Source organism: Ramlibacter sp., assembly GCF_029866045.1.
Lineage (GTDB): Bacteria > Pseudomonadota > Gammaproteobacteria > Burkholderiales > Burkholderiaceae_C > Ramlibacter.
The window spans coordinates 1-11,835 of the sequence record NZ_JARXAB010000140.1; the positions used below are offsets into that span (position 1 = coordinate 1).

At 68.5% G+C, this 11,835-nt stretch carries 9 protein-coding genes; 5 read left to right on the plus strand and 4 right to left on the minus strand.

Translation table 11 applies throughout. The annotated features are described in order from the left end of the window. A partial coding sequence (locus QE494_RS14400) for an AMP-binding protein (RefSeq protein ID WP_300044286.1) occupies nt 1-2,407 on the minus strand: 2,407 nt, incomplete at its 3' end. A gap of 205 nt (nt 2,408-2,612) precedes the next feature. Continuing rightward, nucleotides 2,613-3,707: an iron-sulfur cluster carrier protein ApbC gene (apbC, locus tag QE494_RS14405; protein ID WP_300044287.1), complete on the minus strand. Its 1,095-nt coding sequence runs from the start codon at nt 3,705-3,707 to the stop codon at nt 2,613-2,615. 74 nt (nt 3,708-3,781) lie between these two features. On the opposite strand from apbC, the gene metG reads away from it, so the two are divergent. The 3 genes from metG to QE494_RS14420 all read left to right on the plus strand — a co-directional run bounded on the left by metG (nt 3,782) and on the right by QE494_RS14420 (nt 6,423). Next, nucleotides 3,782-5,866, plus strand: a complete 2,085-nt coding sequence (metG, locus tag QE494_RS14410; RefSeq protein ID WP_300044288.1) for a methionine--tRNA ligase — start codon at nt 3,782-3,784, stop codon at nt 5,864-5,866. Then, on the plus strand, nt 5,866-6,096 hold the full coding sequence (locus QE494_RS14415) for a hypothetical protein (protein WP_300044289.1): 231 nt from the start codon (nt 5,866-5,868) through the stop codon (nt 6,094-6,096). The genes metG and QE494_RS14415 overlap by 1 nt, the downstream gene beginning before the upstream one ends. Before the next feature lie 147 nt (nt 6,097-6,243). Beyond that, on the plus strand, nt 6,244-6,423 hold the full coding sequence (locus QE494_RS14420) for a hypothetical protein (protein ID WP_300044297.1): 180 nt from the start codon (nt 6,244-6,246) through the stop codon (nt 6,421-6,423). Here QE494_RS14420 and QE494_RS14425 read toward each other — a convergent pair. Then, complete coding sequence (locus QE494_RS14425) at nt 6,420-10,349, minus strand: hypothetical protein (RefSeq protein WP_300044290.1); 3,930 nt, start codon at nt 10,347-10,349, stop codon at nt 6,420-6,422. The two genes, QE494_RS14420 and QE494_RS14425, sit on opposite strands and share 4 nt — an antisense overlap. Nucleotides 10,350-10,589: 240 nt before the next feature. Then, nucleotides 10,590-11,081 carry a CesT family type III secretion system chaperone gene (locus QE494_RS14430; RefSeq protein ID WP_300044293.1) on the minus strand — a complete coding sequence of 164 codons (492 nt, stop codon included), beginning with the start codon at nt 11,079-11,081 and terminating at the stop codon, nt 10,590-10,592. Nucleotides 11,082-11,218: 137 nt separating this feature from the next. On the opposite strand from QE494_RS14430, the gene QE494_RS14435 reads away from it, so the two are divergent. Both QE494_RS14435 and QE494_RS14440 read left to right on the plus strand, forming a co-directional pair. Beyond that, the gene (locus QE494_RS14435) at nt 11,219-11,434 is read left to right on the plus strand and encodes a DUF3460 family protein (protein ID WP_300044295.1); all 216 of its coding nucleotides are present in this window, start codon (nt 11,219-11,221) and stop codon (nt 11,432-11,434) included. Between the two features lie 65 nt (nt 11,435-11,499). Continuing rightward, the coding region (locus tag QE494_RS14440) for a ScpA family protein (RefSeq protein WP_369289725.1) at nt 11,500-11,835 on the plus strand (336 nt) is incomplete at its 3' end.

Consider the following 11,835-nt stretch of genomic DNA (forward strand, 5'->3'; position numbering starts at 1 on the left):
CCCCGCCCCCGCCCCCGCCCCCGTCCTCGTCCACGTCCACTTCCAAGCCGTCGTCGTCAGAAGGAACGGCGGGTTCATCCTGACCCTCACCCTCCTCACCTTCTTCATCGTCATCTTCCCCGGCGCGCACAGGAGCACGGACGGAGCCGCGCCCTGGTTCACCCACCACGCCCACCGAGGGCCAGGCAGCCTGGGGCGAGATGAGCGCTTCCCCCGACACGCCGAGCAGGGCGGCCGCTCCGGGGCCGCCAATCACCCGTTGCAGGCCAGCGTCGTGGCACATAAAGCGAAGGCGATCAGCGGGGTACTCGGGGTCCAGCGGCAGGTAGGCCCCACCGCAGGCCAGCACCGCCAACACCGACACCAGCAACTGCGGGCCGCGCGGCAGGCACACGCCCACCACCTCGCCCCGGGCCACGCCGCGCGCGCGCAGCAGGCGCGCCAGTGAAGCCACCTGCCAAACGAGCTCGGCCCGGCTGAGGCGCTGGATCTGGCCGTCCGGCCCGCCGAGCCACTCGAGTGCAGACGTCTCCGGATGACGCGACAGGCCGTGGCTGACCGCGGTCCACAGGCCGCCTTGCAGGTCGACAGGCTGCGCGCTGTCGTGAAGCTCGGCGATCCGGTCCAGGTCCGAGGGCGGCAGCAGGGACAAGGCCCCCACCGCGCCAACATGGCGGGCAAAGCGGGGCAACCAGGCGGCCAACTGCGCGGCCATTTCAGCGGCCACGGGCGCAGCCCAGGTCCTGGCTCCGAAGCGCAAACGCCAAGGTCCTGGGGTTTGCGCACCGTGATCCCGAGGGGTCGCACGAAGGCGGTCCGCCCAAGCAAGGTCCGATGGATCGGGGGACAAGGCATCCGCCGAGGGCAAAGCGTCCGCTGAAGACATGGCCCCCACGTGAGGCAATGCGTCCGCCAGCGCCGGCACCATGAGGCACACCGAGGGCGCGTCATGGCCTGCGCCCTCGGGCCAAGGCCCGATGCACACGCCCAGGGTGAGCGCCTCCGGCCCTGGCTGGCCCAGGCGCAGCCGAAGGTCTGCGGTCATGGGTCCGTCGGCGCGAGCCAGGGACAGGCACTCGGCCGCCGCCTCGCGCAGATCGGCCGCGTCTGTGTGGCGACCGACGCCCAGGAGCAGGGGCCACCAGTCGGTCACATAGGGCGCGAGTCCCTCGGCGGCCTGGGCCAGAAAGGGGTCGCGCCAGGCCAGCGCCGCCCGGGACTCGCCGGACACGGACGCCAGCCAGGCGGCGCAGCCCGCTAGCAGCACATGGCCGGGGATTGCGCAGGTGACCGGGTCACCCGGCAATGAGACCTCGAAATCAGAGGTACCGTCCGCCTCGCAAGCGCCTGGGCCGCAAGCGTCCGGCGCACCGGTCATGTCGCGGCGAGGATGCGGCAGTTCGGCCAGCGGCTCTGCCGCCAGGGCCAGGAGGCGGCTGCGCCATGCGGCCTCACCGCGGGCCAGCGCGGGTCGGGCGTCGGCCAGGCGCTGAAGCTGGCCGACGGACAGCGGCGCCAACACCTCGCCGGGCACCAGCGTGGGCAGTGGCCCGCCGTCGAGCGCCATCAGACCTTCGAGCCGCAGGGTCCCCTGACCCGTGGCCAGCCAGAGACGGTCATCCTGCTGGGCCAGCACACAACCGGGTGTCGGTGAGGCATCGACGGTCGCTTCGGCCTGCGCGGATGCCACGCGCAGCAGGCGGCCCGCGCACCACAGCTTCTGGCAGGCCAGGGGATTGGGCGTGGGGCCAAAGTCCAGGGCTCGGCACTGCGCCGCAAGTTCGGCGGCAGCCCGGCGCCAGTCCAGGGTGGCCAGAGCCGCCGGTCGGTGGTGACGGCCATGCAGACGCGGCGGGGCCGCGGGGCTGCGCAGCGCCAGGGCATTGCTCGCGAGCAGGTCCACCAGCGTGAGGAAGGAGCGAAACCCTGCCTCGTAGCAGTGGGTGTTGAGGCTGAAGGCGGTCTCGTCGGGCGACAGGTCAAAGGTCAACTCGCAGGCGATGCGGCCCGCGTCCAGCGCCGGGGTCATCTCGTGCCAGGTGACGCCATGGTGGCGGCAGCCTTCGAGCAGCGCCCAGGCTGGCGCGTTGAGCCCGCCGTGGCGGGGGAGAGGACCGTCGTGAAAGTTGAGCGCTAGACCGTGCGCACGCGCCAGCAGCGCCGGAGGCAGGCGGTGCAACCAGCCGATGGAAAACAGAACCTCGAAGTCCTCCCCCTCGAAACGCGGCACCTGCGCAAGGCCCTGCACCTGCTCGCAAGCAAGGCCCTGGTCCTGCGCCCAGGACAGCACCGCCGGGTCGGCGCTGGAGATGCACACCACCTCGTGCCCCGCCTCGAGGAAGGCCTCGGCACATCGGACGAGTAGGCTGCCGTCGCCCACGAATACGGCCCGAATCGGATTGATCATGCCCATGCCTCGTCCCATGAAAAAAATGAGAACGGGCAGATGCTAGGCAGCAGAGGCAGCTCGCATGTGCAGTGCCTTACACCTTGCGACGTCTGTGCCTCGCGTGAGCAGGACTTGCGCGATCTAGGCGCGCGCGCAGGCTCCGTCGCGCCAGTCCCTTCGGACCCCGATCGGCGTGGGGACCGGGCGCTGGCGCCTCAGAACTTCAGGTGTTCTTGGACAGGGTGATGGTCGGGAACTTGGCCGAGTAGTCCTTGGCACGCGCGGCCACTGCCACCCCAACCTGGCGTGCCACCGACTTGTACAGGCCGGCCAGTGTGCCCTCGGGTTCGGCCACCACCGTCGGCCGGCCGCCGTCGGCCTGCTCGCGGATGGCGATGTGCAGCGGCAGCGCGCCCAGGTAGGCAATGCTGCGCTCGGCGGCGTAGCGCTTCCCGCCGCCCTCGCCGAACACATGCTCGGCGTGGCCGCACTGGGCGCACACATGAACGGCCATGTTCTCCACCAGGCCGAGGATGGGAACCCCCACCTTCTCGAACATGGAGACTGCCTTGCGGGCGTCGAGCAGGGCGATGTCCTGCGGCGTGGTCACGATGACCGCACCGGTCATGGGCACCCGCTGCGAGAGCGTGAGCTGGATGTCACCGGTGCCGGGGGGCATGTCGACGATGAGGTAGTCGAGGTCATGCCACTTGGTCTGGCGCAGCAGTTGCTCCAGAGCCTGGGTGGCCATGGGACCGCGCCAGACCATGGCTTGGTCTTGGCCGACCAGGAAGCCGATGGACATGACCTGCACCCCATGCCCCATCAAAGGGTCCATGGTCTTGCCGTCTTCCGACTGGGGCCGGCCAGACAGGCCCATCATCATCGGCTGGCTCGGGCCGTAGATGTCGGCGTCGAGCAGGCCCACCTTGGCGCCCTCGGCGGCCAGGGCCAGGGCCAGGTTGGCCGAGGTGGTGGACTTGCCCACGCCGCCCTTGCCCGAGGCCACAGCGATGATGTTCTTCACGCCGGGCAGGGGCTGCAAGCCGCGCTGAACCGCATGGGGCACCACCTGCAGCTGGAAAGACACCTCCACCCCGTCGACGCCGGGCACCGTGCGGGCCGCCTGGGTCAGCACTTGGCTGATGGCCTCGTGCTGGCTGCGGGCCGGGTAGCCCAGCTCGAGCGCAAAACGGGCTCGTCCGCCCTCGAGGCGCAGGTCCCGCAGGGCCTTGGCGCCGAACTCGCGGCCGCTCAGGGGGTCTTGGGCTGCGGCCAGGGCGGCGGACAGGCTATCGAGGGAGACGGGGGTGGCCATGGTGGTCTGAGGGGTCGGAAAGGCGGTCAGTTTAACGAGGCGACATAAAATCGCGGGCTGCCTCCGAGAACACCATGACCCAGCGCAAGCTTTTTGTGACCACCGCCCTGCCCTATGCGAACGGCAAGTTCCACATCGGGCACATCATGGAATACATCCAGGCCGACATCTGGGTGCGCTTCCAGCGCATGCGGGGGCACATGGTGCACTTTGTCGGCGCCGACGACGCGCATGGCGCGCCCATCATGATCGCCGCCGAAAAAGCGGGCAAAACGCCGCAGCAGTTCGTGGGCGAGATTGCCGCTGGCCGCCAGCAATACCTCGACGGCTTCCATGTTCGTTTTGACAACTGGCACAGCACCGACAGCGCCGAGAACACCCAGCTGGCCCAGGGCATCTACAAAGACCTCAAGGCCGCAGGCCTGATCGCCACCCGGACCATCGAACAGTTCTACGACCCGGTCAAGGGCATGTTCCTGCCGGACCGCTACATCAAGGGCGAGTGCCCCACCTGCCACGCCAAAGACCAATACGGTGACAGCTGCGAGGTGTGCAGCGCGGTCTATGCGCCTACCGACCTGATCGAGCCCTACTCCACGCTCACCGGCGCCAAGCCAGAAATCCGCAGCTCCGAGCATTTCTTCTTCCAGCTGTCGAACCCGAAGGTAGTCGACTTTCTCAAAACCTGGACGCAAAGCCCCGGGCGGCTGCAGCCCGAGATGGCCAAGAAGGCCAGTGAATGGTTCGAGGCCGGCATGGCCGACTGGGACATTTCCCGTGAGTCGCCCTACTTCGGCATCGAGATTCCGGACGCGCCGGGCAAATACTTTTACGTTTGGCTCGACGCTCCGGTGGGCTACTTGGCCAGCCTGAAAAATCATTTCGACAAGGGCCAGGCGCGGGACCATTGGCACCCAGCCTCGCGCACCGCAGCTTCTTTTGATGAATTCGTGGCCGACCCGCAAGTGGAGCAGGTGCACTTCATCGGCAAAGACATCGTGTACTTCCACACCCTGTTCTGGCCGGCCATGCTGCAGTTCTCTGGCCGCAAGACGCCGGCGCAGGTGAATGTGCACGGCTTCATCACGGTGAGCGGCGAGAAGATGTCCAAGAGCCGCGGCACCGGCATCGACCCGCTCAAGTACCTCTCGTTGGGCATGAACCCCGAGTGGCTGCGTTACTACATCGCCGCCAAGCTCAATGGCCGGGTGGAAGACGTCGACTTCAACCCCGACGACTTCGTGGCCCGCGTCAATGCCGACCTGGTGGGCAAGTTCGTCAACATCGCCTCCCGCGCAGCGAAATTTATCCCTGGGGGCCAGCTCGTGGCCAACAACGCCGCCACCTTGCAGCCTGCCAAGCTGGTGGACAGCGTGGCCGCGCTCTACGAGGCGCGCGAGTACGGCAAGGCCCTGCGCGAGATCATGGCCTACGCCGACGAGGTGAACCTGCGCTTTGACAGCGCCGCGCCCTGGAAGCTGGCCAAGGAGGGCAAGGCCCTGGAGGCCGCCGCGATCGGCTCGGAGTGCGTCGAGCATTTCAAGGTGCTCGCGGCCTGCCTGAAGCCAGTATTGCCCGCCCTGGCGGCACAAGCCGAAGCCTTCTTGCAATGCGCGCCGCTCGACTGGGCCAGCGCTGCCAGCCCCTTGGGGGCAGGCCATGGGGTGGGGAGCTACCAGCACCTGATGCAGCGGGTTGATGCCAAGCTGCTCGACGCGCTCTTCGAGCCGCCTGCCGAGGCTGCACCGGCACCTGCGGCCCCTGCAGCCCCTGCAGCGCCCGAAGCGCCCGCCCTCCCCGGCGGCGAGGCGATGGCAGACACCATCACCATCGACGACTTTTCCAAAATCGACCTGCGCATCGCGCAGATCGTGGCGTGCGAAGCGGTCGAGGGCTCGACCAAACTCCTGCGCCTCACGCTCGACGTGGGCGAGGGGCGCACCCGCAACGTGTTCTCCGGCATCGCCTCGGCCTACCAGCCGCAAGACCTGGTGGGCAAGCTCACCGTGATGGTGGCCAACCTGGCCCCGCGCAAGATGAAATTCGGTGTGTCCGAAGGCATGGTGCTGGCCGCCAGCCACGGTGACGAAAAGGCCCAACCGGGCATTTATGTCCTCAACCCCTGGCCAGGCGCGCAGCCGGGCATGCGAGTGCGCTGATGAAATCCTTCCGCCTGACCATGAAGTCCGACATCAGTGGCCTCGCGCTACGTAGCGTCCGCCTCGCGGTGGCGCTGGCCAGCGCAACCGCACTGTCGGGCTGCGCGGTCATCGCCGTGGCCGACACCGCCGCCACCGTGGTGGTGGGCACCGTCGGCCTGGCGGCAGACGCCGTCATCGGCACCGCGCGCATGGTGCTGCCGGGGGATGACAAGAAGGACAAGAAGTAGCCTGAGCGCGGCGCACAATCGGGCTAGACCATGCGCCCGCCCTCCGCCTCGGTTCTTGCTCGCTTCCGCCCCCGCCTGATCGACGCCCTCTAGGGCTACAACAGCGCCCGTTTCCTCGAGGACCTGGGGGCGGACTTGGCTCGGCCCATGCTCACACTGGCGGTACTGGGCGCCATCGAGTCATTGCTGTGCGCGCGGGTGGCCGACCAGACCAGCGGCCTGCCGCCGCACGACCCAAACCAACAGCTCATGGCCCTGGGCGTGGGCCTGGTGCTGGCCTGGGGTTTGTCACTCCGGCGTGGCGCCGCGGACAAACCCTCGGCTTAGGGCAGCAAACGGGCCAGCGACGCGCTCATTGCCAGAGCCGAAGCACCGGTGCCGGCAGCGGCACCGTCACCAGTGCCGCCATCGACCGCCGTGTACCCGGTCTGCGCCGACTCTCCGCGGGCGAACTGCTGGTAGGCGCCCCGGTGGCGGGTGACTTCCACCTGGTCGCGGCGCGTCCAGCCCCAACCATCGAGCGCGTAGCTGTCGGACCGGCGAGTGACCGCATGGGCCTGGCTGGCGAAGTCCGCCGCTTCGTTGCGGGCCAGCTGCCGTGCCTCACCCGTGCCCAGGCTGGCGCGGGTCAGCGCCTGTGATGCCTGACCGAGCAAGGCGTTGGCCTCACGGATGGCGGTGTTTGTGAGGCGATAGCGGACGAACAGTTCGGTGCCGTTGGGAACGGCGCGCATCTCGCGGGCAAGTGACGCTTTCATTGCCTTCTTCAGGGTGTCCCCCTGCGCTTTCTGAGTGCCTTCGCCCTCATCGGCATCGGCCGGGAACAGGCTGTCCAGGCAGCGGTCCAGGTTGCCGCCGACCACGGTGGCCGAGAGCGTGGCTTGCGAGCCGGGACGCAGCATGCCGTATTGACGCTCGAGGGTCTTGCTGGCGGATAGATTCAGGCCGGCACTCAACTCGCGCGAGGCGCCGCCCGCCGCGGCCTGCGCAGAAGCCGTGGTGGTGGCCAGGACGCGTCGGACCTGGGTCTCGACCTCGCCGGCGGTCGACCGCTTGACGGTGGACTCGCTGCCGACTGCAGCCGCCGCCTCGACGGACAAGGCCGCCAGAGTCAGGTCGACCTTGGCGTTCAGGCTGGCGCGCCCACCGAGCGATTGCCGCTCGACGCGCTGTACCTGCTCGGGGCTCCAGGCGGCGGGATCCACCTCGCCACCGGTGATGAGCCCTCGGAGCATGGCCATGCAGCTATCTCGATCGCCGAAACGCAAGTCGAACCCCTTCTCGCGCTCGACCTGAGATTCACCCCTGAAATTGATCAGGTCCGACAGGGCCGAGAGCGTCACGCCGTGACGCACAGCCCCGCCACCTTGCACCCGCACCACATAGGCACCATCGGGCTCCAGGGACACGCGGATGCCGTTTTGCCTCTCAGCGCGCACGTCGGTGGAGGTGCTCAGGCCCGGAACGATGGGTGAGCCCACCGAGACCGTGCCGTAGACGCCCATTCGAATGTCAAACGCCTGACCCAAAACCAGGTCGCCCACCTGCCGCTCCACCGAGGTCAACGCCACCGCCTGCCGGCGCTGGCCCTCGGTGACGGACACAGCAAGCGGCGCCGCACCCGGGGAGGCTGCACCCGAGGCGGACGCCCCGGTGAAGCTACCCCGCTTGCCGCCGACCGCGCGGGTGAGGGCCCCGCGCAAGCGGGCGCTTGTCCTCTGCGGGTCGAAATCGCTGATCAGCTCGCCCAGGGGCCGCTCGTCCTTGCCCAGGGCCTGCGCTGTGCTTTGGACTTCGTTCTTGAGGAAGGCACTTTGTCGCTCCGAAGAAATGCCGAAGGCGGCGAGTCGCTTGATGATTTCGCCGGCGTAACCGCCAAACCGATCGGTGCGCGCGCCGTTGGGCCGGAATTTCGGGTCTGCGCTTTCCAGGGCCACCTGCAAGATTGCAATCTGGCGCAGGCGTCGCATCAGCGGCTTGATCTGCAGGCTTTGCTCGTCATTGGGCGTGGCCAGCGCCTGCAAGGCAGCGACCCGGTGGTGCAGGACGGGCAAACGCGAAAGCCGGTCCATTTCCAGCCCGATGGCGCGCAACTCGGACATCTCGGGCTGGGCGCTCGAGCCCGGCTCGCGTCGCAGGTGGGCCGGGCTGAAGCCGGCCAAGGCCTCCCACTGGGTGGCGATCGACGCGTTCAACTCGGCGATCCGCGCCGGGTCCCCTTTCTCGGCCTGCAACTGCTTGACGCGGGTATCGGCGAAGAGGATGTTGCGGACCAGGTCGTGGTCCTTGGCGGCAGCGGCCAGCTGGTCCGGCTTGGCCAGCCAGCTGCGGTCGGCCTGCTCATGCCCCGCGATCTTCGAGGACACCTGGCCGAGTTGCAACAGCTCGCGCTTGATTTCGGCTCGCGAAAGCGCCAGGTCCTGCTCAAAACGAACCCATGGCATCGCTGCGTCGACTGCCTCCGCCAGCGCTTCATCGACCTCCTGGCCGGTGGCAACCTCGGTGTCCTTGCCCGTCACCTCCCGGAACAACTGACACACGATGCGCGAGGCGCGCAAGGCGTGAAAGCGCTCCTCGTCGAGGGAGGACAGCAAGGTTGACTCCTGGCAGGCGCGCGCAACCGATTGCATCAGCTCGCGGCATTCCACCACTTCGGCCGTGTTGTGAAAGCCCTGGCGGATGTGCTCACGAAGCAGGCCGGCATCCAAGCCCTGCTTCTGGAGCTGGGCCAGCAGCTCGTTGACCTGTTTCTCGTCAACTGTCCCCAGCGCGGGGTCGTACAGGGACAGGCTGATCCAGGCACCGATCTGGGCGGTACGGGCAGCCACCTCCTGGGACGCGTACTTGACCAGCCAGGAGACGACGGCCTGGTTGGCCTTGACGGCGCCGAACAGGCTGACGGGCAGGCTCGCCTTGCCGCCGGCGGCATTGCGGCTGGCCATGAAAGCGTCGAGCTCATCGGCCACCATCCGAAGGTTGTGCTGGACGTCCAGATTGCGCAGAGCTTTTTGGTCGTCGGGTGCGATGGCCGCCAGCTTGAGCGCCAGCGCGTCCTCGTGCCATTCGGCGCCCTTGAACACGGTGTCGATGACCCCCGCGTCGCCGGCCGCCATGTCACTGAGCCAGCGGGTCTGGTCCGCGTGCCCGATCCGGGTGTCGAGATGTTTGATCAGCAGGTCCCGAGGGGTCGCCGGCAGACGGGCCAGTAGCGAGACCAGGCCGCTGCGTGCGTGGAGATAGTCCTGCGGCGCCAGCTTGGCCAGCGCCGACCCCATCCGCGGTGCCTCCGCCTGAAGCGCGGCCAGGTCGGTGTCGCGCGTTTCCAGCAGCGCCAGCCGCGCCCCGGTGTCCTGCAGGGCACTGTTCAGCGCTGCACGGGTCGGGGCGTCGAGTTGGCGGCACAGGGGCAAGGCCTTGCGCAGGTCCTCCCACTGGCTGCGCCGGGCCGGCAAGGCCTCACGCAAGGGCTCCCAGGTCTTGCCCTCGGTGAGCTTAGCCAGCATCTTCCCCAGGGCTGCCCGATCGGGCTCGATCTGGCCGCGGCGCTCGGCCAACAGGAAGGTGCAGTGAGTCCGGTCCGCCGCTTCCAGGTCCTGCAGCGCGGGCAGTCTGGCTTCGAGCAGGTCCAGCCGCTCCAGCCTGGCTGCGAGGTCTTGGCCGCCTGGCTGGGCCTGGCAAGCCAGGTCCAACTCACGCGAGAAGGCCAGGGCCGCGGCCTGGGAGCGCTGGCGACGGACGGCCGCTTCGTCTCCAGGGGAAAGCGCCAAAGAGGGCGAGTGGACGGACCCGGAGGCATGGGCCGCCTCGGGCGCCTGCTGCGCCAGCGCCTCGATCACGCTGGGCGACTGGCCATGCCGACGAACAGCGTCGACCAGGGCGAGGTAGACGGTGCGCGCCCGGGTTTCGAGCTGGGCCTGGGGCTGCCGCACGCCCCCGCTGGGCGCGAGGCAAGTCCGAATCGCGCGCAGGGCGTCGTCCTGCGAGGGTGCAGCCAAAAGGAAGGCGCGCGCTTCGAGCCAGCTCGGGAGCCCTTGCGGAGGAGCATCCGGGTTCAGGCGGCCTGTCATGCGATCGAAGCTCTCGTAGGGCTTGCCGTTGGCCTCGCCCTGGATCAAGGCGGCCAGGTCATCGGAGATGGCGGGGCGCGCGGCGGCGGTCGCTTGCCCCGCGCTTGAACCGGCGCGCACCTGGGCATGGAGGCGGCTGGCGGACTCCAGTTGGGACGCCTTGGGCCCGAGGAAGAAAGAACCCAAGAAGCGCCGCCACCAACTCGAGGGCGGTCTCAGCTGCGCCACTGCCTCTGCCTGCGAAGCCCGGGGGGCCTGCACAGCGGGCGTCGCACCGGTACCGGCGGACGCAGCCGCGAACTGGCCCGACCGCGGGCGGCTGGGGTCCCGGAGATGCTCGGCCCCTGCGAGGGTTCCCGGCTGCGGCCGGGGATCAGGATTGAGGGTGGGGGGAGACAGCCGTGCCTTGACGCTGGTTTGCATGGTTTAGATCCTCTGGATGCCAGCGGCTTCGAGCTCGGTGTCCGCCATGGGCCGGGGAAGCGGATCCGCCGGCGGGCGCAGGTCGAGACGCTGGAGGTTGTCGCGCCATTGCGCGGCCTGCTGGATGAACTCGATGACCGCCGTGGCGAAGCGGCTTTCGTCGAGGGACGCGATGGGGTGGATTTGCCAGAACATCAGCTCGGTGCCCGAGGGGTCGAGCGCGAAGCTCGCGCCGCCTGTCTGTGCCCCCAGAAAGTGGGCCCCCAAGCAGCGCTCGGCGATCAGCTGCGGGTGAAGGCCGGGCCAGGGCAGCAGGGGAGACCAGAGGTACAGGCGCCCGGAGCGGTCGGGTACTTCGACGACGCAGTCAACGCCGCTCGCATGGCCAATGCCGCACAGTCCCTGGTCGTCAAGCTGCAAGGACATGCGGGCCTGAGTGCCCAACTGGCGGAGCCAGCCGTTGACCAGGGTTCTTTCATCGAGGGGGTGGTGCATGGGAGCGGGTACCGGGCTCGGGCCGGCCAGAAAGTTGTGGCTCGGCATGTGTGACCGCGCCCACCCCACAGGTTCCGCCAGCCTCGGGGAAAGGCGGTGGGGCCCCGGTAGAATCAAGCGATTCAAGGGATCCCGCCATGAGCCTGCTGCAGCGCATCTTTCGTCGCCCCGACTACCACTCGGAAGTCACTTCCTTCATTGGCGACCTCAAGGCCGCCAAGCCCAATCTGGAAGCCCAGCAGCGGGCCGGCCGCGCCCTCTTGTGGGACAAGCAGGTCGACCGCGAGCTGCAGTCCGAGTGGAAAGAGGCACGCGTGCCGCAAAAGGCCTATGTCTACGGCAGCGGCGCCTGAGCCGCAGAGCGCCTGACCCTTTCCCGCTCCGTCTACCCGCCCCGCCACCGCGCCTGCGCCCGCCGATGAACGACACCGCTCCCGGCGCCCTGCCCCAGGCCGACGCACGCCTGGCGCCCGAGCCGTCCGGCCTCAGCGGTCTGTCCGCCCTGCCCGAGGTGGTCGACCAAGTCGCCCTGGCCCGCCTCTACGGCGAACCTCTTTTTGCCCTGCCCCAGGACCTGTACATCCCGCCGGACGCGCTCGAGGTCTTCCTGGAGGCCTTCGAGGGTCCGCTGGACCTGCTGCTCTACCTGATCCGCAAGCAGAATTTCAACATCCTCGACATCCCCATGGCGGGATTGACCCGTCAGTACCTGCACTACGTTGAAGAGATTCGTAGTCGCAACTTGGAGCTGGCG

Bases quoted from the DNA above. Each gene is read 5' to 3' on its own strand.
- apbC (WP_300044287.1), bottom strand. From the start codon at position 3,707: ATGGCCACCCCCGTCTCCCTCGATAGCCTGTCCGCCGCCCTGGCCGCA.
- metG (WP_300044288.1), top strand. From the start codon at position 3,782: ATGACCCAGCGCAAGCTTTTTGTGACCACCGCCCTGCCCTATGCGAAC.
- QE494_RS14415 (WP_300044289.1), top strand. From the start codon at position 5,866: ATGAAATCCTTCCGCCTGACCATGAAGTCCGACATCAGTGGCCTCGCG.
- QE494_RS14420 (WP_300044297.1), top strand. From the start codon at position 6,244: ATGCTCACACTGGCGGTACTGGGCGCCATCGAGTCATTGCTGTGCGCG.
- QE494_RS14430 (WP_300044293.1), bottom strand. From the start codon at position 11,081: ATGCACCACCCCCTCGATGAAAGAACCCTGGTCAACGGCTGGCTCCGC.
- QE494_RS14435 (WP_300044295.1), top strand. From the start codon at position 11,219: ATGAGCCTGCTGCAGCGCATCTTTCGTCGCCCCGACTACCACTCGGAA.